This window comes from Citrobacter sp. Cpo045 (assembly GCF_030332875.1).
GTDB lineage: Bacteria > Pseudomonadota > Gammaproteobacteria > Enterobacterales > Enterobacteriaceae > Citrobacter > Citrobacter portucalensis.
In genome coordinates this window covers 183,356-208,872 of record NZ_JAOWGZ010000086.1, presented here as the reverse complement: position 1 = coordinate 208,872, position 25,517 = coordinate 183,356, and the positions used below count along the sequence as shown (strand labels likewise).

Here is a 25,517-nt window from a genome sequence, read left to right as displayed (position 1 = left end):
ATAGGGACGCCGGGCCATATTGCCGGGGACACCACACCCGGTATTCGCCTTTCATCAGCAATGGCCGAACTCTAAATGAGCCAAGCAATAAAAAAATAAAATTAATTTCGTTCCAATTTGGCACCTAATAAAAACGCATCGTTCCATATTGAAACGCAATTCAGGAATATCCATCGTGAATTGTGACGAGGTTAAATGATCATTATCAATAAACGCAAAATCAGGGAAATGAATTTAATTTTTATGAAAACCCCACCCTATTGACTTAATAACGTGCGGCGAGAAAATAAGGTAAAGCCAATGATAAAAATAGCTGTTGCGCGATATGTTTCGTGACCTCAGCCCTACAACATTTTCAGGAGAGACTGTGAATAAGAGCCAACAAATTGCCACCATTACGCTGGCGGCTGCAAAAAAAATGGCGCAGGCCGTTGAGGCTAAAGCGCTAGAGATCAACGTTCCGGTGGTCTTTTCCGTGGTGGATCACGGCGGGAATACGCTGCTAATGCAACGCATGGACGATGCGTTTGTCACCAGCTGTGATATTTCTCTTAATAAAGCGTATACCGCCTGCTGCCTGCGTCAGGGTACCCATGAAATTACCGACGCGGTACAACCTGGCGCTTCGCTATATGGTTTGCAGCTTACTAACCAACAGCGCATTGTTATTTTCGGCGGCGGCTTACCTGTCATATTAAACGGTAAATTAATTGGTGCCGTTGGCGTTAGCGGCGGCACTGTCGAACAAGACAGATTATTAGCAGAAACCGCACTGAATTGTTTCTCTGAATTATAATTTAAATCTAAGAAGGTATATTATGAGCTATCGTATGTTTGATTACCTGGTGCCAAATGTGAACTTCTTTGGCCCCAATGCTATTTCCGTTGTCGGCGAACGCTGCAAACTGTTAGGCGGTAAAAAAGCGCTGCTGGTGACTGATAAAGGTCTGCGGGCTATTAAAGACGGTGCGGTAGATAAAACCCTCGCCCATTTACGTGAAGCGGGCATTGACGTGGTGGTTTTTGACGGCGTTGAGCCAAATCCCAAAGACACCAACGTGCGCGATGGTCTGGAGGTCTTTCGCAAAGAGCATTGCGATATCATCGTTACCGTTGGCGGCGGTAGCCCGCATGACTGCGGTAAAGGCATCGGTATCGCGGCAACTCACGAAGGCGATCTCTACAGCTATGCCGGGATTGAAACCCTGACCAACCCGCTGCCGCCTATCGTTGCAGTGAATACCACTGCCGGTACCGCCAGCGAAGTCACCCGCCACTGCGTGCTGACCAATACCAAAACCAAAGTGAAGTTTGTGATTGTCAGCTGGCGTAACCTGCCGTCGGTCTCCATTAACGATCCGCTGCTGATGCTCGGCAAACCCGCTCCGCTGACCGCCGCGACCGGCATGGACGCCCTGACCCACGCCGTAGAAGCCTATATTTCCAAAGATGCCAACCCGGTCACCGACGCCGCCGCTATTCAGGCTATTCGCCTGATCGCACGCAACTTGCGTCAGGCCGTAGCGCTGGGCAGCAACCTGAAAGCTCGCGAGAACATGGCCTACGCCTCTCTGTTGGCGGGCATGGCCTTCAACAACGCCAACCTCGGCTACGTTCACGCAATGGCGCATCAGCTTGGCGGTCTGTACGACATGCCACACGGCGTGGCGAATGCCGTACTGCTCCCGCACGTGGCGCGCTATAACCTGATCGCTAACCCGGAGAAATTTGCCGATATCGCAGAATTTATGGGTGAAAACACTGACGGACTCTCCACCATGGATGCCGCCGAACTGGCCATTCACGCCATTGCCCGTCTCTCCGCTGACATCGGCATTCCGCAGCATTTGCGCGATCTGGGCGTCAAAGAAGCCGATTTCCCGTACATGGCGGAAATGGCGCTGAAGGACGGCAACGCCTTCTCTAACCCACGCAAAGGGAACGAGAAAGAAATTGCCGAGATCTTCCGTCAGGCATTCTGATAACGCAGGGGGCGCAATGTCACTTTCATCACCGGGCGTACATCTGTTTTATCACTCACGCTGGCAGGATACTCGCGTGCTTGATGAGCTGTGCTGGGGACTGGAAGAGCAAGGCGTCCCTTGCCGGGCAATCTGTTGCGACGAGCATGACTGCGCGCTGGCATTGAGCAAACTTGCGGCCAAAAGCTCAACGCTACGTGTCGGTCTGGGTCTTAACGCCACGGGTGATATTGCGTTAACCCACGCCCAGTTGCCCGAAGATCGGGCGCTGATCCGTGGGCATATCCGCGCCGGAATTGCGCATATCCGAACGCTTGGCGCCAATGCCGGTCAACTGGTTAAAGTACTTCCCTTCAGCGAGATAAAATAAATGTACCGCATCTACACCCGAACCGGCGATAAAGGCACGACCGCGCTGTTTGGCGGCAGCCGTATCGACAAAGATGACATCCGCGTTGAGGCCTATGGCACGGTGGATGAACTGATTTCCCAGCTTGGCGTCTGCTATGCCAGCACGCACCAGACCGGGCTACGCCAGGACCTGCACGCCATACAGAAGATGCTGTTTGTACTGGGTGCGGAACTCGCCAGCGATGAGAAAGGACTCGCGCGCTTACAACAGCGTATTGGCGATGAGGATATTCAGGCGCTGGAGCAGCTTATTGACCGCAATATGGCGCAAAGCGGCCCGCTCAAAGAGTTTGTTATTCCGGGGAAAAATCTGCCATCGGCACAGCTACACGTTGCGCGAACTCTGACGCGCCGACTGGAGCGGGTCCTTATCGCGATGAGCAGAACGCTGACGTTACGCGATGAACCCAGACGCTATATCAACCGACTGTCAGACGCGCTGTTCTCGATGGCGAGAATTGAAGAAACTACTCCAGATGTTTGCGCTTAAACTGGCTGGCATCAATGTCGTATTGCTTCATCTTGCGCCACAAGGTAGTGCGACCAATGTTCAGCAGTTGCGACATCTCCTGTACGCGTCCGCTGGTGACGCGAGCAGCATGGATAATCGCCTCTTTTTCGATAGCGGTAAAGGTCAGACTGGCTGGCAGCAGTGAAGACGCCGTCTCCAGACCAGGACGTTCGGCAAACAGATAATCCGGTAGATTGCTCAGCCGAATATGGCCGTTATCACTGCTGATGGCGATGTTTTCGATAATGCTGTTCAGCTCAAAGTCATTGCCCGGCCACGAATAGGCCACCAGTTGTGCCAGCGCGTCGTCGTCGATCTTCAAACTGGATGAAAAGCGTTTTTTCAGGCTATTCAGCCGCGTATAAATCAGCGAGGGAATACTGTTACGCCGCGCCCGCAGCGGGGGGATCACTATCTCAAAAGAGTGCAGCGCGTAATATAGCTGACGGCTAAAGCGGTTTTGCTCCACCAGATTGGCGAGATCAACCGTGGTGGTGGCGATCACTTTGACATCCACCGGAATCAACCGACGGGCATCCAGGCGGGTTAGTACCCCCTGCTTGATCACCTGTAACAGCGCGGATTGCAGCTCCGGCGCCAGATATTCAATTTTTTCCAGAAACAGCGTGCCGCCGTTCGCCAGTTCAAGACGGCTCAACCGGCCATTTTCATCGTCGGTGGGCGCACTGCCCATAAAATCCTGCCCCAGCACACTGTTGGCATACAGCTGACAGTTCACGGCGATATACGGCCCGCTGGCGCGCTCGCTTTCATTGTGAATGGCCTGACTCAGCAGTTCCTTACCAACGCCCTCTTCTCCGCACAGCAGGATCGGGAAACTCCCCCTCGCCGCCTGGCGTCCAAAGTGGATCAAACGGCGGGTTTCCGGATCGTCAGTCGACATCTGCTCAAAGGTGTGGCTCACCTTGCCGAGCTGGCTGGTCATCAGCTGGCGCATTTGCTCTACCGGATGCAGTAGCAGGATAAAGCTGTTGCCCTGCTCCTCAACAATCGGTTTCAGGGTGATGACGGCATCAACAAACTGATGCTGGCTTTCAAAGGTAACTTCGACGTGATTCAGGCCGCGGGCATGTTTGATCGCCCGGCGCAGCAGCATGGGGAGATTGAGCAGATCGTGAATATTTTTTCCCTGGCTGGCCTGCGCATCGAGATGCAAAAGCAGCGCCGCACGCGCATTGAGGAACTGCAATACGCCCTGTTCGTTCCAGGCCATCACACCATCATCCATACTCTCCAGCAGCCCGTACATCTGGTTCAGATGGCGGTTGGATTCAGCCAGCAGGCTGTCGGTCAGCAAAGAGTTGCCGACTTCTCTGGCAATCGCCAGCGTCAGGGATAAATCAGAAACGCACTCATGCTCCACCAGACAACACAGCGAGATGGAGCCGAACAGTCGACCATGGTTATCGAAGACCGGCGTCGAGCAGAACGACCACGGATGCAGAGCCTGTTTAAAATGCTGATCGCCAGAGGTTTTTGTCGGCTGGCCCGGCATCGTCGCCAGCGACAGGGCACAACTGCCAATGATGCTTTCCGCACAGTAGCTGCCGTCGCGAAACCCAAGCTCCGCCAGCTGTTCCACCGTCTGCGGATCACCGCAACGGCTGAGGATACAGGCTGATTCATCCAGAATCAGCAGCGCGCACGGGCGGCCGTCCATAAACTCCCAGGCATCTTCCAGCGCAGCCTGAGCAATCGTCAGCAACGCCGTCTTGCGACGACAAATCGACTCAAAGGTCAGCCCTTGCGCCTGATGTGGCGCCTGCCAGGTTTCCCGCTGCATAAACTTGCTGCAACGATGCCATGACTGGGCAATGACTGAAGATACTTCCTTCCCGATGCTATGCGTGTGCGCCGTCATATCCCTTTCCGCTGTTTAACCATAGACAACCCCTCCGGCAGAGACTGTCAGAGGGGGAGAAGATGCCGGATAAAAACCTACCGACGACTGATTAACGCGCCAGCCACTGCTGTCCCAGCAGATCTGCCGTCAGAATAGCGGCATGTACGCTTTCAGGCGTTACCGGGAACGGCATATTGTGGATGGTTTCACCTTCTGCGCAGGTCGCTTTTGCCACCGCCATGATCTTGCCGTCAACGTCTTCTTTCACGCCCATTTCCGCTAACGTTACCGGCAGGCCTACTTTCTGACAGAAATTCAGCACGGTTTCGATCTCTTCCATCGGGCTGTTTTGCAGTACCAGTTGCGCCAGCGTACCAAAGGCAACTTTTTCACCGTGGTACAAATGGTGGCACTCTTCCAGAATCGTAAAGCCGTTGTGGATCGCATGCGCCCCTGCCAGACCGCTGCTTTCAAAGCCGATGCCGCTGAGGTAAGTATTAGCTTCGACAATACGCTCCAGCGCATCGGTCACCACGCCGGCCTGCGCGGCAAAGCGTGCCTTCTCGCCTTCCGCCAGCAGGGTATCATAGCACAGGCGCGCCAGGCTCAGCGCCGCCACGGTGGACTGTCCGCCCGCCATGCTGGTCGCTCTGGCGTCATAACAGGCTTTCGCTTCAAACCAGGTCGAGAGCGCATCGCCCATCCCGGCCACCAGCAGACGTACCGGCGCTTTGGCAATGATTGCAGTGTCCATCACCACCATATCCGGGTTTTTCGGGTAGATCAGATACTCTTCAAACTCACCGGCTTCGGTATAGATAACGGACAGCGCGCTGGTTGGCGCATCGGTAGACGCGATAGTCGGGATCACCACCACCGGCAACTTCTGGTAGTAGCCAATCGCTTTGGCGGTATCCAGCGTTTTCCCACCGCCAATCCCAACCACACCGCGGCAACCGTGCTGTTTCAGAATGGCAATCAGGCGATTAATTTCAACATGGCTACATTCACCGTTAAAGCGTTCCGCATGGCAGCTAATGTCGTGGCTGTGCAGGCCGTTGAGTACTTTCTCTCCCGCCAGCTTCATCACGAAGTCATCCGCAATCACGAAAAAGCTGTCCGCCAGATTTTTAGCGTATTGACCAAACAAGGTGGAAGCGTCAGGGCCCTGGAGATATTTGGCTGGAGATTGAATAACTTTTAGCATTCCTTTCATCCTCAAATAAGTACATGTTTTTACATGGTGAGCCCTGGCGTTAACCTGTTTGGCCTGATGCTGATGGCGAAAACGGGAGGTACCGGAGCGATGCAATAACTGTATGGCGAGGCGTGCACAAAAAAATCTTTCGTCTTTTTGTTCTGATATGAAACAGATAAAAACGACAAATGTTTCATATTGGAACGCTTAACCATAAAAAATATAAGGTTTGCGATCCCGATCCGTTCATTTACCACCAAATCTCCGGCACAGACGAATCTCACTTTCTCTTTTACCCACTCACTTGCCAAAATACCGGTAAAAAAAAGCTGACAGTGCAGTGTGACCTGCATTCATCGCGAGAGGAAAAAGTCGAGCGAGCTCGCATTGTGGTCGTTCACCGTTCTTTTAGGTTTCATTTCGGAACAAAAAACAATAACAACGTTCCGTAATGAAACTCATTTTAACGTTGTTTTTTTCCACGCTGACTTCGCCAGAATCTCTCTATCGCCTCCGCACCATGACCATGCTTCCGGGGGTTTGTCTTACACTCAACCTCAAGGAGCCGTTATGTCTCAATTCTTTTTTAATCAACGCACCCATCTCGTGAGCGACGTCATCGACGGTACGATTATCGCCAGCCCGTGGAATAATCTGGCGCGTCTGGAAAGCGATCCGGCTATTCGCATCGTGGTCCGCCGTGACCTTAACAAAAAAAACGTGGCGGTCATTTCCGGCGGCGGTTCAGGGCACGAACCCGCGCACGTTGGGTTTATCGGTAAAGGTATGCTAACGGCCGCGGTCTGTGGCGACGTGTTCGCTTCCCCGAGCGTAGATGCGGTACTGACCGCCATTCAGGCGGTAACCGGTGAGGCGGGCTGTTTGTTGATCGTGAAAAATTACACCGGTGACCGTCTTAATTTCGGTCTTGCCGCCGAGAAAGCCCGTCGTCTTGGTTACAACGTTGAAATGCTGATTGTCGGCGATGACATCTCCCTGCCGGATAACAAACACCCGCGCGGCATTGCGGGAACCATCCTGGTGCATAAAATCGCGGGCTATTTTGCCGAACGCGGCTACAACCTCGCCACCGTCCTGCGTGAAGCGCAATACGCGGCCAATAACACCTTCAGTCTGGGCGTTGCGCTTTCCAGCTGTCATCTGCCGCAAGAAACCGACGCCGCCCCGCGTCATCATCCGGGCCACGCGGAGCTGGGTATGGGCATTCACGGCGAACCAGGCGCCTCGGTCATCGACACCCAGAACAGTGCACAGGTGGTGAACCTGATGGTGGATAAACTGCTGGCCGCCCTGCCTGAAACCGGCCGTCTGGCGGTGATGATTAACAATCTTGGCGGCGTTTCTGTTGCCGAAATGGCCATCATTACCCGCGAACTGGCCAGCAGCCTGCTGCATCCGCGTATCGACTGGCTGATTGGCCCGGCCTCGCTGGTTACCGCACTGGATATGAAAGGCTTTTCGCTGACGGCCATCGTGCTGGAAGAGAGCATCGAAAAAGCGCTGCTCACAGAGGTGGAAACCAGTAACTGGCCGACGCCGGTCCCACCGCGTGAAATCAGCTGTGTACCGTCATCTCAGCGTAGCGCACGCGTGGAATTCCAGCCTTCGGCAAATGCCCTGGTGGCCGGGATTGTGGAGCTTGTCACCACAACCCTTTCCGATCTGGAGACCCATCTTAATGCGCTGGATGCCAAAGTCGGCGATGGCGATACCGGTTCAACCTTTGCCGCAGGCGCGCGGGAAATTGCCGGTCTGTTGCATCGTCAGCAGTTGCCGCTGGATAACCTTGCCACGCTGTTTGCGCTGATTGGCGAACGTCTGACCGTGGTGATGGGCGGTTCCAGCGGTGTGCTGATGTCTATTTTCTTTACCGCCGCCGGGCAGAAACTGGAACAGGGAGCTAACGTTGCCGAAGCCCTGAATACGGGACTGGCGCAGATGAAGTTTTACGGCGGCGCAGACGAAGGCGATCGCACCATGATTGATGCGCTGCAACCGGCTCTGACTTCGCTGCTCACGCAGCCGCAAAATCTGCAGGCCGCCTTCGACGCCGCGCAAGCGGGAGCCGAACGAACCTGTTTGTCGAGCAAAGCCAATGCGGGTCGCGCATCGTATCTGAGCAGTGAAAGCCTGCTCGGAAATATGGACCCCGGCGCGCACGCCGTCGCGATGGTATTTAAAGCGCTGGCAGAGAGTGAATTGGGTTAAGCCATAAATGCCTGATAAGGCACTTGCGCCGCCATCCGGCGAAGATACGCCTGATGCGCTGCGCTTATCAGGCCTACGAGTACAAACCTATGTAGGCCGGATAAGGCTTTTCTACGCTTATCAAGCCTGCGAGTGCAAACCTATGTAGGCCGGATAAGGCGCTTGCGCCGCCATCCGGCAGTGCGTTAACGATAAACGCGGATCCCGCCCTCTACGCCGCGGCTAAACAGCACCTGCCAAAGCTCAATATCTCTGGCGCGGAAAGCCCCGGCGCAGGCACATAAATAATAATTAAACATTCTTCTGAAGGTGGCGGAATAACGTGATGACAGCTCCGGCCAGGCCTGATTAAAGCGCTCATGCCAGGCCATCAGCGTTTTATCATAATCGCTGCCGAAGTTATGCCAGTCCTCCATCACAAACCGTGATTCGCTGGCCTCGGCAATATGGGAAATTGCCGGTAAGCAACCGTTCGGGAAAATGTATTTATTGATCCACGGATCGACGCTCATCCCTTTTTTATTGCTGCCAATAGTATGCAGCAGGAACAGCCCGTCCGGTTTTAAACAACGGTCGGCGATGCTGAAATAGGTGTCGTAGTTTTTCGGCCCGACATGTTCAAACATCCCCACGGACACAATGCGATCGTAGTGTTTATCAAGATCGCGATAATCCTGCAGCAGAATGTTAACGTCCAGCCCTTCACAGCGCTGCTGCGCCATTTTCTGCTGCTCTTTGGAAATGGTAACGCCTTCTACCGCCACGCCATAATGACGCGCCGCATATTCTGCCAACCCGCCCCATCCACAACCGATATCGAGTAAACGCATACCCGGCTTAAGCTGCAGCTTCTCGCAGATCATTTTTAATTTGGCATTTTGCGCTTCGTCTAATGTGGTCGCGTCTTTCCAGTAACCGCAGGAATATTGCATATGCGGATCAAGCATCAGCGCAAAGAGATCGTTACCAATATCATAATGTTCTTTACCGACGATCCATGCGCGGCTCCGTGACTGCAAATTAAACAGGCGTGCGCTGGCAATGCGTAAAATATCTTTCAGATTACCTGGCATCTGCTGGTCGAGTTTTGCTTTCAGGATTTTGCAGAACAGAATATCGAGCCGTTCGCAGTCCCACCAGCCTTCCATATAGCTTTCGCCAAGCCCTAACGAGCCTTGTTGCAATACCCGTTTAAAGAAACCGGTATGATGAAGTTGAATGTCCCAGGCGCGCGAGCCATTAATTCTGATATCCGCTTGCGAAAGCAGCTCTTTTCCCATTCGGGTCCAGTTATCATTTGTTTCATTGACGATGACAGCATCTGAACAAAGCGAGTTCATGGTATTTACCAAAAGTGGACTAAAAATTATTACGCAAGATTATTATGGAAAAAAGAGTGTATGTATTATGATCCGCGGACAAGATCTATCGAACAGCGGACACACCATCGGGAGCATTGACGATTCATTTATGGAAACTCTCGCGCAAAAACAGTGGAACTCCTTCCCGGATAACTCCATGACCGAACTGCCGCAGGACGTATTCTTTCGCTCTTATGTCCTGGAAGCCAACCACCATGTACCGCAGCATTCACACTCTTTTATGCAGTTTCATTTCGCCCGCAAAGGCAGCATGCGCATTGATGTTGCCGGTAAGTGCTGGATAATCCCGGCGCATTATGGCATTTGGATCCCAAATAATACGGAGCATGCGGTTTGGGCATTAGATGATGTGTATTTAGAAAATCTGGATATTAAACCGGGTTTTCTTGAAGAGAGCATCAATGAATGCAAAGTCGTGGCTATCAGTGATTTCGCCAGAGAGTTTATTCATTACGCCACGAATTCAATTTCAGGCCATTATGATAGTCAGTCAAAAGAGGGCAAGCTGGTTAGTGTGCTGGTCGATATTATTCTGCAACTCCCGGAAGTCGCCTTTGTATTACCCTGGCCGCAGGATCGCGAATTAACCAAAGTCTGCCGAACAATACAAGAATCCCCCGCACTGGAGCATTCGGTTGAATACTGGGCGCAGCATTTGGGTATGTCTGCCCGTACCTTTTCACGCCATTTCAAAAAAGAAACCGGATTGCCTTTCAGCGTCTGGAAGCAAAAAATGCGAATACTTGAATCGGTATTAATGCTGAAGAAAAATAAAAGCGTAACCGCCGTGGCACTCGACGTTGGGTATTCAAGCACCGCGGCATTTAGCTACGCATTCCGCCAGGCGTTTGGCGTTCCGCCCTCTAATTACTGATTAACGGCGTTGATGCCAGTAAGCCGCTGCACGAACCCGTTGCTGATCGAACGCCTCGGTTTCAAAACGAGCACTCAGGTTTTTGACCACCTTGCCTTCGCCGGTGATCCAGATGAAATAATCGTCTGCGGGCACGCTTAGCCGCGATAAGTGTTCATTCACCGCCTGCTCGTCATGGCCGATAAACCACTGAAGAGTAAATCCGTCGAGATGGGCAAAATAGTCCTGGTAGGCTGCATCCTGCACGCTAACCAGCGCCGTGACGTGCGGACGTACCGCCAAACGGCTGAGCGACTCCAGGCGTCGGCGCAACGCGGGCATTCCCGACTCATCACACACGTAAACCTGATACGCATAATCCTCTGGCACCACCAAAGAACCGCGCGGTCCGCCGATCGTCAGCTTGTCACCCTCACGGGCATTCATCGCCCATGTACTTGCCACGCCGCCGTCATGAATATAGAAATCCAGTGCCAGCTCATGGCGCGCTTCGTCATACAACGGCGTGTAGTCACGGGATAACGGACGTACACCGTCAGCCCAGACAATGCCTTCATCGGTGACGACAGGTGGTACAAAGTTGCTGCCCGGTTCAGGGAAAAAGACCTTGGTATGGTCGTCAAAGCCGCGTGAGCTAAAACCGTCCAGAGCGTCACCGCCCAGTACAATACGCTGAAAACCCGCGCTAATACGCTCTACGCGCAGGACAGTAAGTTCTCGAAAACGCAGTTCATTGCGAACGCGCTGTGGGTAGCGTGAGGTGTTTTTTGTCATTTTTTCGCCTTGTGAAGATAATACGATATATCTAAATTTATTTTTTAAATGATAATGATTGCTAATCAAAAATATTGCAAGCATTTTTTGATATAGTTAAATTATGATTATCCGGCTATCACACGCATTTAAAAACAGTTAATAATCATCACGTTATACAGGATATAATTTGTAGACTTGCAAACTGATAATCTTTAGATATAAATTAGATATATCTAAATAACATCAGGAGACGATGATGCAAAACCATCATGAAGGTTGCTGTAAGCACACAGAGCACCAACACGAAGGCTGCTGCAAGGGTGAAGGACATCACCATGAAGGCCGCCACAACGAGCACCATGCAGGTTGCTGCAAAGGTGAAGAACATCGCCATGAAGGCTGTAACAAAGAACATCACCACGAGCAGGGTTGCGGACATCGCCACGGTCGTGGTGGCGGCGGAGGGGGTCGTCGTCAGCGGTTCTTCGGCCACGGCGAATTACGCCTGGTGATTCTGGATATCTTGACCCGCGACGCCAGCCACGGCTATGAGCTGATTAAAGCGATTGAAACCCTGACCCAGGGTAATTACACCCCAAGCCCGGGCGTTATCTATCCAACGCTGGATTTCTTGCAGGATCAGGCACTGATCACCGTCAGCGACGAGGAAGGTGGGCGTAAACAGATTGCGATCACGACTCAGGGCCAGCAGTGGCTGGATGAGAACCGTGAACATCTGGAACATATCCACGAACGGATTAAAGCCCGCTGCGTGGGTTTTGAATTACGCAAAAATCCACAGATGAAACGCGCGCTGGAAAACTTCAAAGCCGTGCTGGATCTACGCGTCAATCATGGTGATACCAGCGATGCGCAGATCAAAAAAATCATCGGTATTATCGATCGCGCTGCACTGGATATTACTCAGCTGGATTAATCTGCACAGCAGGCGGAACCCGTATGCCTGACGTTCCGCCTGTATTTTTAGTATTAATGCAGCACCGTAACCGCATCTTCCAGACGACCCGCGCGATGTTTCACCATCGCGGAAATCTGCGCACTCTCTTCAACCAGTTCGGCGTTTTTCTGTGTAATGTTGCTCAGCTCATTCACCGCACGGGTCAGGCTGGAAAGACCATCTGACTGTTCCAGCGTGGAGTGGCTGATTTGGGCGATCAGCTGAGTGACGTTTTGTACCTGCGCCACAATATCGTCCATCGTGCGTCCTGCGGCGTGAACCTGGTCAGATCCGGACTGCACCTTGTCAGCGCTGGCATCAATCAACTTGCGGATATCATTGGCTGCACTGGCGCTACGGCTAGCAAGATGACGTACTTCTCCCGCCACCACGGCGAACCCTTTCCCTTGCTCGCCCGCCCGCGCGGCTTCAACAGCGGCATTCAAAGCCAGAATGTTGGTCTGGAAGGCAATATCGTTAATCAGCGTCGTAATGGTGCCGATCCGCTGGGTGCTGTTGGCGATATCGTCCATGGTTTTGATGACGGTATCCATCGCCTCACCGCCGTGCGTTGCCGCGCTACTGGCGGCAATAGAGAGCTTATCGGCCGCGGCGGCGGTCTCTGAGTTTTGTTTCACCGATGCTGCCATCTGATTCATGGTGGTCACCGTTTCCTGCACGTTCTCGACAGTCTGCTGCGTATGCTTGTTTAAATCATCGCTGCCTTTCGCCAGCGTTTCGCTGTCGCTGCGCACGCAACTCACCTGGCTGGAGACGTCGTGAATGAGCCAGCGACACATTAATCCAAGTTGGCCCACTGCTCGTAGCATCAGGCCCAGTTCATCACTACGGTTAAGATGCGACACGCTGTTCCGCTCACCGGTCGCCACTTTCAGCGCCTGACGGGTGACATTCTCAATAGGACGCACAATCTGCCATTCGAAAATAGCCGTTCCAAAAAGCATCACCAACGCGCTCATCAGCAGTAACGGCCATTCGGCGCCCATCTGCTGCAATGTGGCCGCTAGCAGGACAAACATGAATGCCATCACGCTGCGTACCCGCCAGCGAATCGGCATCGCCGGCAGTTTACCCAGCCAGCCTTTGCGTACCACCAGCCCTTTATGAATACGTCGGTTGCAACGTCCTTCGTTCAGCGCTTTATACAAAGGCTCTACCGCCGCAATTTCCTCGTCAGTAGCCCGGGTACGAATCGACATATACCCGGTCACGCGTCCTTCCCGCACCATCGGCACCGCATTGGCCCTCACCCAGTAGTGATCGCCATTCTTACGCCGGTTTTTCACAATCCCGCTCCATGGCTCGCCCTGCTTCAGGGTGTACCACATATCCGCAAACGCCGCTTTTGGCATGTCCGGATGACGAACCTGATTGTGCGGCTTATCGAGCAATTCATTCAGCTGATAGCCACTGACCTGGACAAATGTATCGTTCGCATGGGTGATATAGCTTTGTAAATCGGTGGTAGACATGAGGGTGATATCATCATCCAGCGGTGTATTTTGCTGACTAACGTAGGGATGAGAAGACATGATTGCGTCCTGTGCAGGTTATCTGGTTGTTAACTCTTTCGGCTTATGTTATTTCGGCGATAATTTTTTTATCTTTAGTTGTTAAATTTGATTTAGATCGCAATTTGCGATTAAACCTCAAAATCTGTACGCATTCTAATCCATTGATTTAAAATACTTTCATCTAGTAACTATTCAACGTCACTTCTACCAGTGCACCGTCACAGTGCAAATATTGCCCATTTTTAGCGCAAATTTGCGTTTATTCGATCTGTTTTCAGGCTCCTTACTTGGGCAAAATGCCAGCAAATGTTAAATCTCGGCATTAAATGTTGCGTAAATGAGATGTTTCCTGGTGTTTATCCCGATTTTTGCTAAGCGCGCCGGAATGGCGCAATCCCTGCAATACTTAAATCAGTATCATGTGATACGCGAGCTCCGGGAGCATATTTTGAACAGGTTACCTTCCAGCGCATCGGCCCTGGCCTGCAGCGCACACGCACTGAATCTCATCGAAAAGCGCACGCTTGATCATGAGGAAATGAAATCGTTAAACCGAGAGGTGATTGAGTACTTCAAGGAGCATGTCAATCCGGGGTTCTTAGAGTATCGAAAATCTGTAACTGCAGGCGGGGATTACGGAGCCGTAGAGTGGCAAGCGGGAAGCCTGAATACGCTTGTCGACACCCAGGGGCAGGAGTTCGTCGATTGCCTGGGTGGTTTTGGAATTTTCAACGTGGGGCACCGTAATCCAGTCGTGGTTTCCGCCGTACAGAATCAACTCGCGAAACAACCTCTGCACAGCCAGGAGTTACTTGACCCTCTGCGGGCCATGCTGGCAAAAACCCTCGCCGCACTGGCGCCCGGTAAACTGAAATACAGTTTTTTCTGTAACAGCGGGACCGAGTCGGTTGAAGCCGCCCTGAAGCTGGCGAAAGCATATCAATCGCCGCGCGGTAAATTTACGTTTATTGCCACCAGCGGCGCATTCCACGGTAAATCACTGGGCGCGCTGTCCGCTACGGCTAAATCCACCTTCCGTAAACCTTTTATGCCGCTGCTGCCGGGCTTCCGTCATGTGCCGTTTGGCGATATTAACGCAATGCGCACCATGCTCAGCGAGTGTAAAAAGACCGGTGACGATGTCGCAGCTGTGATCCTCGAGCCGATCCAGGGTGAAGGAGGGGTGATCCTGCCGCCGCAAGGTTATTTGACCGCCGTTCGTAAACTTTGCGATGAGTTTGGCGCGCTGATGATCCTTGACGAAGTGCAAACCGGCATGGGGCGTACCGGCAAGATGTTCGCCTGCGAACACGAAAACGTGCAACCCGACATTATGTGCCTGGCCAAAGCGTTGGGCGGCGGTGTGATGCCAATTGGCGCGACCATTGCCACCGAAGAGGTGTTCTCCGTCCTGTTCGACAATCCTTTCCTGCATACCACCACGTTTGGCGGCAACCCGCTCGCTTGTGCAGCTGCGCTGGCCACCATTAACGTCCTGCTGGAGCAAAATTTACCGGCTCAGGCGGAGCAGAAAGGCGATATGTTGCTGGATGGTTTCCGCCAGCTTGCGCGGGAATATCCGGACCTGGTGCATGATGTACGCGGTAAGGGAATGCTGATGGCGATTGAGTTTGTCGATAATGAAATCGGCTACAACTTTGCCAGTGAGATGTTCCGCCAGCGGGTGCTGGTTGCCGGCACGCTTAATAATGCAAAGACGATCCGCATCGAACCACCGTTGACGTTAACGATCGAGCAATGCGATCTGGTATTGCGATCGACGCGCAAAGCCCTGGCAGCATTACGGGTGAGCGTGGAGCAAATGTAACAACCTTACCCGGCCTATAGAAGACACTCTTTTGTAGGCCGGATAAGGCGTAGCCGATATCCGGCATATTCGTCCTCTGGCTCCACTCCTTTTTTGAATCCCATCACAATCACGGCATTCCCCTTTTCCCTTTTACGCGGCGACGGCTAAATTATTAACTCATCCGACCACATAACAATAATTTTACATACTGGACACCTTTATGAGCTATCCGTCGCTGTTCGCTCCGCTCGATTTAGGCTTCACCACGCTTAAAAACCGCGTGCTGATGGGTTCAATGCATACCGGGCTGGAAGAGTATCCCGATGGTGCAGAACGGCTGGCCGCGTTCTACGCCGAGCGCGCCCGTCACGGCGTAGCGTTAATTGTGAGCGGAGGTATTGCGCCTGCGCTTTCCGGCGTGGGGATGGAAGGCGGTGCGATGCTGAACGACACCAGCCAGCTTGCTCACCATCGCGTCATTACCGATGCTGTGCATGATGAAGGCGGCAAAATCGCCCTGCAAATCCTGCATACCGGACGTTACAGCTACCAGCCGCATCTGGTGGCGCCTTCTGCTATTCAGGCCCCCATTAACCGCTTTACGCCACATGAATTAACGCACGATGAAGTGCTGCAGTTGATTGAAGATTTTGCCCACTGCGCACAGCTGGCGCGGGAAGCGGGCTACGATGGCGTGGAAGTGATGGGGTCGGAAGGGTATCTCATCAACGAATTCCTGACACTGCGTACCAACCAGCGCGATGACCAATGGGGCGGTGAGTATGCCAACCGCATGCGGTTTGCCGTTGAGGTGGTACGAGCGGTACGTCAGCGTGCCGGGAATGACTTTATTATTATCTTCCGCCTGTCGATGCTCGATCTGGTGGAAAACGGCGGAACCTTCGACGAAACCGTTCAGCTGGCGCAGGCTATAGAAGCCGCGGGGGCCACCATTATTAACACCGGTATTGGCTGGCATGAGGCACGTATTCCCACTATCGCTACCCCGGTACCGCGCGGTGCGTTTAGTTGGGTGACGCGTAAGCTGAAAGGGCATGTGACAATCCCACTGGTCACCACCAACCGCATTAACGATCCCCAGGTCGCCGATGACATTCTGGCCCGTGGCGATGCCGATATGGTGTCGATGGCCCGTCCGTTCCTCGCCGATGCCGAACTGCTGTCAAAAGCGCAAACCGGACGAGCGGATGAGATCAACACCTGTATCGGCTGTAACCAGGCCTGTCTGGATCAGATCTTCGTCGGCAAAGTCACCTCTTGCCTGGTCAATCCGCGCGCCTGCCATGAGACCAAAATGCCGATCGTTGCGGCAGCTGTGCCGAAAAATCTGGCGGTTGTCGGTGCGGGTCCTGCGGGCCTCGCCTTCGCCATTAATGCCGCAGCGCGCGGGCATCACGTGACGCTGTTTGACGCACATGGCGAGATTGGCGGGCAGTTTAATATCGCCAAACAGATCCCCGGCAAAGAAGAATTCTATGAAACCCTGCGCTACTACCGTCGGATGATTGACGTGACTGGCGTGACGCTGAAGCTGAATCACTTTGTCAGCGCACACGATCTGCACACCTTCGACGAAGTGATCCTTGCCAGTGGGATCGAGCCACGCATGCCGCCGATCGAGGGGATCGATCATCCTAAAGTGCTGAGCTATCTCGACGTGCTGCGCGATAAAACGCCGGTGGGTAAACGCGTGGCGATCGTGGGCTGCGGCGGGATCGGTTTCGATACCGCAATGTATCTGAGTCAGCCGGGTGAACCCACCAGCCAGAACATAGCGGAGTTCTGCGTGGAATGGGGGATCGACACCAGCCTGCAACAGCCTGGCGGCTTACGCCCGGAAGGTCCGCACCTATCCCGCAGCCCTCGCCAGATAGTGATGTTACAGCGAAAAGCCAGCAAACCGGGGCAAGGTTTAGGTAAAACGACGGGCTGGATCCATCGCGCCACCCTGCTCTCACGCGGCGTGAAAATGATCCCGGCAGTCAGCTATCAGAAGATTGATGATGATGGGTTACACGTTGTGTTGAACGGTGAACCGGTGATCTTTAACGTGGATAACGTGGTGATTTGCGCCGGACAAGAGCCGCGCCGTGAACTGGTCGATCCGCTGCACGCGGCAGGTAAAACGGTGCATCTGATCGGCGGCTGCGATGTGGCGATGGAACTGGATGCCCGACGCGCTATTGCGCAAGGCACCAGGCTGGCACTGGAAATTTAACAGGATGTATTTCGTAGGCCGGATAAGGCGTTAGCCGCATCCGGCACTCGCTATTACCGACGGCGACCGGTTTTGACCGCTTTCAGCACCACGAATTTATTATTGGTGGCGATGGTCACGCAGTTGCCGAAAATCTTCTTCAGCTTGTGGAAGTAGTCGAGGTGACGGTTAGCCACGATGTACAGCTCACCGTTGATTTTCAGGCAGCGGCGGGCGTGGTGGAACATTTCCCAGGCAATGTTATCCGTCAGCGCGTGCTTCTGGTGGAACGGTGGGTTGCACAGCACAGCGTTAAAGCGGAACGGTTCAACGCCAGACAGCGCGTTGTTAATCATAAACTCACAGCGATCCAGCGCTTCAGGCATGTTACTTTCCACGTTCAGGCGGCTTGAAGCCACCGCCATTGGCGATTCATCAACAAATACCACACTGGCTTCTGGGTTTTTCGCCAGCAGCGTCATACCGATGACGCCGTTGCCGCAGCCGAGATCAACAATCTCCCCTTCGAGGTTTTCCGGCAGATGCTCGATAAAAAAGCGCGCGCCGATATCCAGCCCGGTACGGGAGAAGACATTGGCGTGGTTATGGATAGTCCAGTCGGTGCCTTCCAGCTTCCAGCTTAACGTTTGCGAGGCAGCGGCCAGCTCCGGTTTGCTGAACGTACAGTTGATCAATCGGGCTTTTTTCCACGCCAGCGTCGTGGTGGTTGGGCCCAACACTTTTTCAAACAGTTCCAGCGTCGAGGTATGTACATCACGCGCTTTTGCCCCGGCGATGATGCGCGTTTCTGGTGTTACCACTTCGCGCAGCGCACGCAGTTGCTGCTCCAGCAGCGCCATGGTTTTTGGCAGCTTAATCAGCACCACGCCCGGCGCCTGCGGATAGTCAGCGGTACTGTCGAGGAACTTGACGCTCGACTCGGCAATATCGTTGTGACGCAGGTTCTCGCGCGTGGCAAGCTCGCTGAGATAGGAATCGCCGATGCTGTACGGCGTATGTTCCGCCAGCGCACAGCCCAGCGCGCCGAAGGTATCATTCAGGATCAGCACCGGGCCGCTAATCTCGGTATCGTCCAGCTGTTGCAGCAGATATTCATCTGCAGCTTCCCACGCCAGCAGCGGGTTAACGTCATCCGTTTCCGGGAAACGTTTAAGTGACAGCGAACGGAAACCGTTGTCTATGTGGCTCATCGGCCCTCCTGAATGGTAAAATTTCGGCGTATCCCTGAAAAGGGTGCGTGAGTATACACTTTTATGATTTGCGTGGACATGAATGAACCAACTAACTTACCTCCAGGGCTACCCGGAACATTTGCTTTCTCAAGTGAGAACGCTGATTGCTGAGCAACGCCTGGGCGCAGTGCTGGAGAAGCGCTATCCGGGTACGCATGACTTCGCGACCGACAAAGCGCTCTGGCAATATACTCAGGATCTGAAAAATCAGTTTCTGCGTAACGCCCCGCCGCTGAATAAAGTCATGTATGACAGCAAGATCCACGTTCTGAAGAATGCGTTGGGGCTGCATACCGCCGTTTCTCGCGTGCAGGGCGGTAAGCTCAAAGCCAAAGCGGAGATCCGCGTCGCCACCGTGTTTCGCAGCGCCCCGGAACCCTTTTTACGCATGATCGTCGTTCATGAACTGGCGCATCTGAAAGAAAAAGAGCACGACAAAGCGTTTTACCAGCTGTGCTGTCATATGGAGCCTCAGTATCATCAACTGGAGTTCGATACCCGCCTGTGGTTAACGCAACAATCGTTAAAGCAAACTGCGTAGTCGCGCACTGGCTTTGTCTTCAGGGCATGCTAAATTGACGAAAGAATCCCTTTTCGCAGCCTGAAGGCCTTTATGATACGTTTCGCAGTAATTGGCACAAACTGGATCACCCGCCAGTTTGTCGATGCCGCCCATGAAACCGGCAAATATAAGTTAACCGCAGTCTATTCTCGTAGCCTTGAGCAGGCGCAGACCTTCGCCAACGATTACCCTGTCGAACATCTGTTTACCTCGCTGGAAGCGATGGCGCAAAGCGAGGCGATCGACGCCGTCTACATAGCCAGTCCAAACTCTTTGCATTTCCCGCAGACCGAGCTGTTTTTGCGGCACAAAAAGCATGTTATTTGCGAAAAGCCGCTGGCCTCCAATCTGGCGCAAGCCGAAGCCGCTATCGCCTGCGCGCGTGAGAATCAGGTCGTGCTGTTTGAAGCGTTTAAAACCGCCTACCTGCCTAATTTCCTGCTGTTACAGCAATCACTACCCAGAGTAGGAAAAATCAGGAAAGCGTTTATCAATTACTGCCAGTACTCCTCGCGTTACCAGCGCTATCTGGACGGTGAAAATCCGAACACGTTTAATCCGGCGTTCTCCAATGGCTCGATTATGGATATCGGTTTTTACTGCCTGGCCTCGGCGGTTGCGCTGTGGGGCGAACCGCAGAGCGTTCAGGCCAGCGCCAGCCTGCTGGAAAGTGGCGTGGATGCCCACGGCGTGGTAGTGCTGAATTACGGTGATTTCAGCGTTACGCTCCAGCACTCAAAAGTAAGCGACTCGGTATTAGCCAGTGAAATTCAGGGCGAGTCGGGATCGCTGGTCATCGAGCATATCTCCGAATGCCAAAAGGTGTGCTTCGTGCCACGTGGGGGGAAAACGCAGGATCTGACGACGCCTCAGCACATCAATACTATGCTGTATGAGGCAGAGGCTTTTGCCCATTTGGTTGAATCCGGCGAAGTGGATCACCCGGCACTGGCCGTCAGCCGTATTACCGCCAAACTGCAAACGGAGATTCGCCGCCAGACCGGCGTGGTTTTCCCGGCAGACGAAGCGGAAACATCGCTGACTGCGTAAAGGTGTGTAAAACGAATGTTGCAGGCCATTGACTGAAAGCATGGCCTGTAATATTTTGTAACCCGCAAAGGGGAGTAACTTCGTTGTCGGTTGATCGTCATTACGATGTGTGAAAAACCACATCCGGTCACCGGGCGATAACAAAGGAATACGCCACCGTATTCCTTTGTTGTTGTAAGTGAGACCTTGCCGAATGGCAAGGTCTATGCATAAAAAGCAGCGGCTAACGTCATTCGGCGTTGGCCGTTTTTTTTATGCATGGGGAAATACAATGAATACTGTCGGCACACCGTTGTTATGGGGTGGCTTCGCTGTCGTAGTGGTAATTATGCTGGCCATCGACCTGCTGTTGCAGGGTCGTCGTGGCGCGCATACGATGTCAATGAAGCAGGCTGCAGCCTGGTCTATCGTCTGGGTAACGCTGTCGTTACTGTTTAACGCCGCCTTCTGGTGGTACCTGGCGGAAACCCAGGGGCGCGCCGTTGCCGACCCACAGGCGCTGGCGTTCCTGACCGGCTATTTGATCGAAAAATCGCTGGCGGTAGATAACGTCTTTGTCTGGTTGATGCTGTTCAGCTACTTCTCCGTACCGCCTGCGTTGCAGCGTCGGGTACTGGTGTATGGCGTGCTGGGTGCGATTGTGCTGCGTACGATCATGATCTTCGCGGGCAGCTGGCTTATCACCCAGTTTGAGTGGCTGTTGTACGTGTTCGGCGCGTTCCTGTTGTTTACCGGCGTGAAGATGGCGCTGGCGAAAGAAGATGCCTCCGGTATTGGCGACAGACCGTTAGTACGCTGGCTGCGCGGTCATTTGCGCATGACCGATACCATCGAAGATGAAAAATTCTTCGTGCGTAAAAACGGCCTGCTGTTTGTTACGCCGCTGATGCTGGTGTTGATTCTGGTTGAGCTGAGCGATGTGATTTTTGCCGTCGACAGTATTCCGGCTATCTTTGCCGTGACCACCGACCCGTTCATCGTGCTGACCTCGAACCTGTTTGCTATTTTGGGTCTGCGTGCGATGTACTTCCTGCTGGCGGGCGTGGCGGAGCGTTTCTCCATGCTGAAGTACGGCTTGTCGGTCATTCTGGTGTTTATCGGTATTAAGATGCTGATCGTCGATTTCTACCATATCCCGATCGCTATCTCGTTAGGCGTGGTATTTGGCATTCTGTTTGTGACGCTGATTGTGAACGCTTGGGTCAACCACCAACACGATAAAAAGCAGCAAATACAGTAAGTTTCATCTGCTAGCTGAAAAGCCCGACAGCACACTGCGTGCGTCGGGCTTTTTGTTTATCATGTCAAAATAATGTTAAGTCAAAGTTATAAAATATGATCTCAACGCGGAATCCAGGATATTTCGCTTCCAGAACCCTGTTCTTTCCTTATACTCAGCCATGCAAACATTTGCCCGATCCTGAAAGATGCGTCAACAGAACGCACAAAGGTAAGGCAACAACACAATGAAAGGATCACTACATGACTACGCAACGTTCATCGGGGCTACTCTCGCGTTTGGCGCAAGGGAGCCTGGTTAAACAAATTTTGATCGGTTTGGTACTGGGGATTTTACTGGCACTGGTGTCAAAACCTGCGGCTGAAGCCGTTGGTTTGCTGGGTACGCTGTTCGTCGGCGCATTAAAAGCCGTCGCGCCAATTCTGGTTCTGATGCTGGTGATGGCTTCTATCGCCAACCACCAGCACGGGCAAAAAACCAATATCCGCCCCATTCTGTTCCTCTACCTGCTCGGAACATTTTCAGCGGCATTAACCGCCGTTGTCTTCAGCTTTGCTTTCCCATCAACACTGCATCTTTCCAGCAGCGCGGGGGATATCGTACCGCCGTCCGGGATTGTTGAAGTGATGCGCAGCCTGCTGATGAGCATGGTTTCTAACCCAGTTGATGCCCTGCTTAACGCTAACTATATCGGTATTCTGGTATGGGCCGTTGGTCTGGGCTTTGCACTGCGCCACGGTAATGAAACGACCAAAAATCTGGTCAATGATATGTCCAACGCCGTCACCTTTATGGTGAAACTGGTGATTCGTTTCGCGCCAATCGGTATCTTTGGTCTGGTCTCCTCTACGCTGGCAACCACCGGTTTCGCAACGCTTTGGGGCTACGCCCAACTGCTGACCGTACTGGTAGGCTGTATGCTGCTGGTGGCATTTGTGGTTAACCCACTGCTGGTCTTCTGGAAAATTCGCCGTAACCCGTACCCTCTGGTGCTGGCCTGTCTGCGTGAAAGCGGCGTGTATGCCTTCTTTACCCGCAGTTCGGCGGCAAATATTCCGGTGAACATGGCACTGTGTGAGAAACTGAATCTGGATCGTGATACCTATTCGGTGTCTATTCCGCTGGGCGCCACCATCAATATGGCTGGCGCGGCGATCACCATTACCGTACTGACGCTGGCGGCGGTGAATACGCTGGGTGTTCCGGTTGATTTACCGACTGCGCTGTTACTGAGCGTGGTGGCTTCGCTGTGTGCCTGTGGTGCATCGGGCGTGGCGGGCGGTTCTCTGCTGCTGATCCCGCTGGCGTGCAACATGTTCGGTATCCCGAATGACATCGCCATGCAGGTTGTTGCCGTTGGCTTTATCATCGGCGTATTGCAGGATTCCTGTGAAACGGCGCTGAACTCTTCTACAGACGTCCTGTTTACCGCTGCAGCCTGCCAGGCAGAAGACGAGCGTCTGGCAAATAACGCCCTGCGCGGCTAATCCCTACGCCCCTCCGTCATCGGGCGGAGGGGTTCTCTTCTTGTACGCTTTTTTCAATTTTGAACGGATCAATTCCGCGTTTTTGCATTCGCCGGAAACGAATAATGTTCAGACCGTTCATTACCAGAAAACTCCCTTCGATCATCGTCCCACCAATCGACCCCAGCCAGAAATTATGGGTAACCCAACAGGCGGTTGCGCACCACATGACGCAGCGCACGGTTAACCCTTTGCAGCGAAACAGCGCCCAGGTGCTGGCCAGCGTGCCAATTATCGGCAACAGTTCCATCGCATGCTGTAATTTCGCCAGCCCGAGAACCAGGGTGAGGACAATAAAAACGGTCATTACCCACAGTTTGCGGGTATGCATTGAGACAAGTGTGCGGATGGTGTTGAGTTCTGCGCTCATTCCCGCAGGCCAGGCCCCCATCAGGAAAAAATGCACGCCGATGGTGGCGCTATAGACGGCGAGTTGCAGCCGGAACCGGCGCTCATCGCGATTGAAAAAGGTGGTAATACCGATCAGAAAGGCGATGACACCTACGCCCTGGGCCAGCCAATACGCGGTCATGCAAGCAACCCCAATTCTATCTCGTAGGCCGGATTAGGCGAGTTCGCCGCCATCCGGCAACGGTTTGTGCCTGATGGCGCTGCGCTTATCAGGCCTACGGTTTGCGCAGACCGGCATGCAGGTACCATCAGGTATTTACTACAACGTTACGCCGCTTTTAAATATCGCTAACTCTCTAAAATCATTCCGCTCGTTGCAGGTTTGCTTGCCGTTAGCGAACTCGACGATGGTATCGACAAATTCTTCCAGTAACTGCGGCATCGCTTTGCCGTGGATCAACTGTCCAGCGTCAAAGTCGATCCAGTGCTTTTTCTTCGCCGCCAGCTCGCTGTTGGTAGCAATTTTCACCGTCGGCACAAAACCACCGTACGGCGTACCGCGACCGGTACTGAACAGCACCATATGACAGCCCGCGCCCGCCAGGGCACTGGTCGCCACCGCATCGTTACCCGGTGCGCTCAGCAGGTTCAGACCATGCGTCTTCAGACGTTCGCCGTAGCGCAGTACGTCCACCACCTGGCTGGAGCCTGCTTTTTGCGTGCAGCCGAGAGATTTATCTTCCAGCGTGGTGATACCGCCCGCTTTGTTGCCCGGCGATGGGTTCTCGTAGATCGGCTGGTCGTGAGCAATGAAGTACTGCTTGAAGTCATTGACCATGGTGACCAGCTTGCCAAAGGTTTCTTCATCGCGGCAGTGGTCCATCAGCAGTTGCTCGGCGCCGAACATTTCCGGTACTTCGGTCAGTACGGTGGTGCCGCCGTTGGCAATCACGTAGTCAGAAAAACGACCCAGCATCGGGTTGGCGGTAATACCAGACAGGCCGTCAGAGCCGCCGCATTCCAGACCAAACTTCAGCTCGCCCAGCTTACCCGGCTCACGCTTATCGTTACGCATCACGTTGTACAACTGGTGAAGATGTTCAATCCCCGCTTCCACTTCGTCTTCCTGATGTTGGCAGACCATGAAGTGAACGCGCTCAGGATCGTACTCGCCTAAGGTTTCGCGGAAGGCATCAACCTGGTTGTTTTCACAACCAAGGCCAACCACCAGCACCGCACCCGCATTCGGGTGACGCACCATGTTTTGCAGCATAGTGCGGGTGTTAATGTGGTCGTCGCCGAGCTGTGAACAGCCGTAGGTGTGGCTGAAGAGATGCACGCCGTCGATTCCTTCGGCGTCGTTAGTCTCTTTCAGAAAACGGTTCTGCATCTGGCGCGCCATGGCGTTAACACAGCCTACCGTCGGTAGGATCCACAGTTCGTTGCGCACGCCAACATCGCCGTTGGCACGACGGTAGATCTGCACATCGCGATCCGCCGGTTGTGCAACTTCCGCCTGAAAATCAGGGTGGTAGCTATACGTGTCCAGGTCGCTCAGATTAGTGCGCGTGTTGTGAGCATGAATATGCTCACCCGCCGCAACGTCCACCAGCGTATGACCAATCGGCAAACCGTATTTAATGACGTTTTCGCCTTTCGCAATATCACGTAAAGCGAATTTGTGGCCACGAGAGACCGCCTGACGCAGGGTTACCGCCTGCCCATCAACGGTGACTTCGGTTCCTTCAGCCAAATCAGCGAGCGCTACCGCGACGTTATCCAGCGCATGGATCTTGATGTATTGCAT

At 53.4% G+C, this 25,517-nt stretch carries 21 protein-coding genes; 13 read left to right on the top strand and 8 right to left on the bottom strand.

Features of this window, described 5'->3' with window-relative positions; genetic code table 11:
- Positions 1 to 367 precede the first annotated feature (367 nt).
- Genes OGY13_RS07560 through OGY13_RS07545 form a run of 4 tightly spaced genes read left to right on the top strand, consistent with a single transcriptional unit; the run spans position 368 to position 2,883 of the window.
- Positions 368 to 796, top strand: a complete 429-nt coding sequence (locus OGY13_RS07560) for a GlcG/HbpS family heme-binding protein (RefSeq protein ID WP_003828504.1) — start codon at positions 368 to 370, stop codon at positions 794 to 796.
- Positions 797 to 818: 22 nt separating this feature from the next.
- Entirely contained in the window at positions 819 to 1,982 is a 1,164-nt protein-coding gene (dhaT, locus tag OGY13_RS07555; protein ID WP_003024734.1) for a 1,3-propanediol dehydrogenase, read from the top strand.
- Between the two features lie 16 nt (positions 1,983 to 1,998).
- On the top strand, positions 1,999 to 2,352 hold the full coding sequence (locus OGY13_RS07550; protein ID WP_213752901.1) for a glycerol dehydratase reactivase beta/small subunit family protein: 354 nt from the start codon (positions 1,999 to 2,001) through the stop codon (positions 2,350 to 2,352).
- Positions 2,353 to 2,883, top strand: a complete 531-nt coding sequence (locus OGY13_RS07545; RefSeq protein WP_213752900.1) for a cob(I)yrinic acid a,c-diamide adenosyltransferase — start codon at positions 2,353 to 2,355, stop codon at positions 2,881 to 2,883.
- On the opposite strand, the gene dhaR is transcribed toward OGY13_RS07545, so the two are convergent.
- Together dhaR and OGY13_RS07535 are read right to left on the bottom strand one after the other, a co-directional pair.
- Positions 2,861 to 4,786 (bottom strand): dihydroxyacetone kinase operon transcriptional regulator DhaR, encoded by a 1,926-nt coding sequence (gene dhaR / locus OGY13_RS07540; protein ID WP_043017717.1) that lies wholly within the window; start codon positions 4,784 to 4,786, stop codon positions 2,861 to 2,863. The genes OGY13_RS07545 and dhaR overlap by 23 nt on opposite strands.
- Before the next feature lie 91 nt (positions 4,787 to 4,877).
- Entirely contained in the window at positions 4,878 to 5,975 is a 1,098-nt protein-coding gene (locus OGY13_RS07535; RefSeq protein WP_003024745.1) for a glycerol dehydrogenase, read from the bottom strand.
- Positions 5,976 to 6,536: 561 nt separating this feature from the next.
- Between OGY13_RS07535 and OGY13_RS07530 the strand changes: the two genes are divergently transcribed.
- Positions 6,537 to 8,195, top strand: a complete 1,659-nt coding sequence (locus OGY13_RS07530) for a glycerone kinase (protein WP_213752899.1) — start codon at positions 6,537 to 6,539, stop codon at positions 8,193 to 8,195.
- Positions 8,196 to 8,380: 185 nt separating this feature from the next.
- Here the strand turns inward: OGY13_RS07530 and cfa are convergent, their stop codons facing one another.
- On the bottom strand, positions 8,381 to 9,535 hold the full coding sequence (cfa, locus tag OGY13_RS07525; RefSeq protein ID WP_048215499.1) for a cyclopropane fatty acyl phospholipid synthase: 1,155 nt from the start codon (positions 9,533 to 9,535) through the stop codon (positions 8,381 to 8,383).
- Between the two features lie 67 nt (positions 9,536 to 9,602).
- On the opposite strand from cfa, the gene OGY13_RS07520 reads away from it, so the two are divergent.
- The gene (locus OGY13_RS07520; protein ID WP_020996343.1) at positions 9,603 to 10,451 is read left to right on the top strand and encodes a helix-turn-helix domain-containing protein; all 849 of its coding nucleotides are present in this window, start codon (positions 9,603 to 9,605) and stop codon (positions 10,449 to 10,451) included.
- On the opposite strand, the gene OGY13_RS07515 is transcribed toward OGY13_RS07520, so the two are convergent.
- Complete coding sequence (locus tag OGY13_RS07515; protein WP_048236806.1) at positions 10,452 to 11,225, bottom strand: siderophore-interacting protein; 774 nt, start codon at positions 11,223 to 11,225, stop codon at positions 10,452 to 10,454.
- 235 nt (positions 11,226 to 11,460) lie between these two features.
- Between OGY13_RS07515 and OGY13_RS07510 the strand changes: the two genes are divergently transcribed.
- The gene (locus OGY13_RS07510; RefSeq protein ID WP_164091703.1) at positions 11,461 to 12,144 is read left to right on the top strand and encodes a PadR family transcriptional regulator; all 684 of its coding nucleotides are present in this window, start codon (positions 11,461 to 11,463) and stop codon (positions 12,142 to 12,144) included.
- A 53-nt stretch (positions 12,145 to 12,197) separates the two neighbouring features.
- On the opposite strand, the gene OGY13_RS07505 is transcribed toward OGY13_RS07510, so the two are convergent.
- Entirely contained in the window at positions 12,198 to 13,718 is a 1,521-nt protein-coding gene (locus OGY13_RS07505; protein WP_048236810.1) for a methyl-accepting chemotaxis protein, read from the bottom strand.
- A gap of 430 nt (positions 13,719 to 14,148) precedes the next feature.
- On the opposite strand from OGY13_RS07505, the gene ygjG reads away from it, so the two are divergent.
- Both ygjG and OGY13_RS07495 read left to right on the top strand, forming a co-directional pair.
- Entirely contained in the window at positions 14,149 to 15,528 is a 1,380-nt protein-coding gene (gene ygjG, locus OGY13_RS07500; RefSeq protein ID WP_167371260.1) for a putrescine aminotransferase, read from the top strand.
- A gap of 202 nt (positions 15,529 to 15,730) precedes the next feature.
- The gene (locus tag OGY13_RS07495) at positions 15,731 to 17,749 is read left to right on the top strand and encodes an NADPH-dependent 2,4-dienoyl-CoA reductase (protein WP_103284688.1); all 2,019 of its coding nucleotides are present in this window, start codon (positions 15,731 to 15,733) and stop codon (positions 17,747 to 17,749) included.
- A 53-nt stretch (positions 17,750 to 17,802) separates the two neighbouring features.
- Here the strand turns inward: OGY13_RS07495 and rlmG are convergent, their stop codons facing one another.
- Positions 17,803 to 18,939, bottom strand: a complete 1,137-nt coding sequence (gene rlmG / locus OGY13_RS07490) for a 23S rRNA (guanine(1835)-N(2))-methyltransferase RlmG (protein WP_008785866.1) — start codon at positions 18,937 to 18,939, stop codon at positions 17,803 to 17,805.
- Positions 18,940 to 19,021: 82 nt separating this feature from the next.
- Here rlmG and OGY13_RS07485 point away from each other — a divergent pair, with 82 nt between their 5' ends.
- From OGY13_RS07485 to sstT, 4 genes are all read left to right on the top strand, one after another.
- Positions 19,022 to 19,522, top strand: a complete 501-nt coding sequence (locus OGY13_RS07485; RefSeq protein ID WP_008785867.1) for a M48 metallopeptidase family protein — start codon at positions 19,022 to 19,024, stop codon at positions 19,520 to 19,522.
- Positions 19,523 to 19,594: 72 nt separating this feature from the next.
- A complete protein-coding gene (locus OGY13_RS07480) occupies positions 19,595 to 20,593 on the top strand; it encodes a Gfo/Idh/MocA family protein (RefSeq protein ID WP_103014960.1) in 999 nt (332 codons plus the stop codon).
- 271 nt (positions 20,594 to 20,864) lie between these two features.
- Positions 20,865 to 21,833 (top strand): TerC family protein, encoded by a 969-nt coding sequence (locus OGY13_RS07475; RefSeq protein WP_003828551.1) that lies wholly within the window; start codon positions 20,865 to 20,867, stop codon positions 21,831 to 21,833.
- 242 nt (positions 21,834 to 22,075) lie between these two features.
- Complete coding sequence (gene sstT, locus OGY13_RS07470; protein WP_032945076.1) at positions 22,076 to 23,320, top strand: serine/threonine transporter SstT; 1,245 nt, start codon at positions 22,076 to 22,078, stop codon at positions 23,318 to 23,320.
- A gap of 16 nt (positions 23,321 to 23,336) precedes the next feature.
- Here the strand turns inward: sstT and OGY13_RS07465 are convergent, their stop codons facing one another.
- The gene (locus OGY13_RS07465; protein ID WP_060683770.1) at positions 23,337 to 23,891 is read right to left on the bottom strand and encodes a YgjV family protein; all 555 of its coding nucleotides are present in this window, start codon (positions 23,889 to 23,891) and stop codon (positions 23,337 to 23,339) included.
- Positions 23,892 to 24,029: 138 nt separating this feature from the next.
- Positions 24,030 to 25,517: a UxaA family hydrolase gene (locus tag OGY13_RS07460; RefSeq protein ID WP_032945078.1), complete on the bottom strand. Its 1,488-nt coding sequence runs from the start codon at positions 25,515 to 25,517 to the stop codon at positions 24,030 to 24,032.

What these genes read in the sequence shown, in the direction of transcription:
- dhaT (WP_003024734.1), top strand. Translation starts at nt 819, where the DNA reads ATGAGCTATCGTATGTTTGATTACCTGGTGCCAAATGTGAACTTCTTT.
- OGY13_RS07550 (WP_213752901.1), top strand. Translation starts at nt 1,999, where the DNA reads ATGTCACTTTCATCACCGGGCGTACATCTGTTTTATCACTCACGCTGG.
- OGY13_RS07545 (WP_213752900.1), top strand. Translation starts at nt 2,353, where the DNA reads ATGTACCGCATCTACACCCGAACCGGCGATAAAGGCACGACCGCGCTG.
- dhaR (WP_043017717.1), bottom strand. Translation starts at nt 4,786, where the DNA reads ATGACGGCGCACACGCATAGCATCGGGAAGGAAGTATCTTCAGTCATT.
- OGY13_RS07535 (WP_003024745.1), bottom strand. Translation starts at nt 5,975, where the DNA reads ATGCTAAAAGTTATTCAATCTCCAGCCAAATATCTCCAGGGCCCTGAC.
- OGY13_RS07530 (WP_213752899.1), top strand. Translation starts at nt 6,537, where the DNA reads ATGTCTCAATTCTTTTTTAATCAACGCACCCATCTCGTGAGCGACGTC.
- cfa (WP_048215499.1), bottom strand. Translation starts at nt 9,535, where the DNA reads ATGAACTCGCTTTGTTCAGATGCTGTCATCGTCAATGAAACAAATGAT.
- OGY13_RS07520 (WP_020996343.1), top strand. Translation starts at nt 9,603, where the DNA reads ATGATCCGCGGACAAGATCTATCGAACAGCGGACACACCATCGGGAGC.
- OGY13_RS07515 (WP_048236806.1), bottom strand. Translation starts at nt 11,225, where the DNA reads ATGACAAAAAACACCTCACGCTACCCACAGCGCGTTCGCAATGAACTG.
- OGY13_RS07510 (WP_164091703.1), top strand. Translation starts at nt 11,461, where the DNA reads ATGATGCAAAACCATCATGAAGGTTGCTGTAAGCACACAGAGCACCAA.
- OGY13_RS07505 (WP_048236810.1), bottom strand. Translation starts at nt 13,718, where the DNA reads ATGTCTTCTCATCCCTACGTTAGTCAGCAAAATACACCGCTGGATGAT.
- OGY13_RS07495 (WP_103284688.1), top strand. Translation starts at nt 15,731, where the DNA reads ATGAGCTATCCGTCGCTGTTCGCTCCGCTCGATTTAGGCTTCACCACG.
- rlmG (WP_008785866.1), bottom strand. Translation starts at nt 18,939, where the DNA reads ATGAGCCACATAGACAACGGTTTCCGTTCGCTGTCACTTAAACGTTTC.
- OGY13_RS07485 (WP_008785867.1), top strand. Translation starts at nt 19,022, where the DNA reads ATGAACCAACTAACTTACCTCCAGGGCTACCCGGAACATTTGCTTTCT.
- OGY13_RS07480 (WP_103014960.1), top strand. Translation starts at nt 19,595, where the DNA reads ATGATACGTTTCGCAGTAATTGGCACAAACTGGATCACCCGCCAGTTT.
- OGY13_RS07475 (WP_003828551.1), top strand. Translation starts at nt 20,865, where the DNA reads ATGAATACTGTCGGCACACCGTTGTTATGGGGTGGCTTCGCTGTCGTA.
- sstT (WP_032945076.1), top strand. Translation starts at nt 22,076, where the DNA reads ATGACTACGCAACGTTCATCGGGGCTACTCTCGCGTTTGGCGCAAGGG.
- OGY13_RS07465 (WP_060683770.1), bottom strand. Translation starts at nt 23,891, where the DNA reads ATGACCGCGTATTGGCTGGCCCAGGGCGTAGGTGTCATCGCCTTTCTG.
- OGY13_RS07460 (WP_032945078.1), bottom strand. Translation starts at nt 25,517, where the DNA reads ATGCAATACATCAAGATCCATGCGCTGGATAACGTCGCGGTAGCGCTC.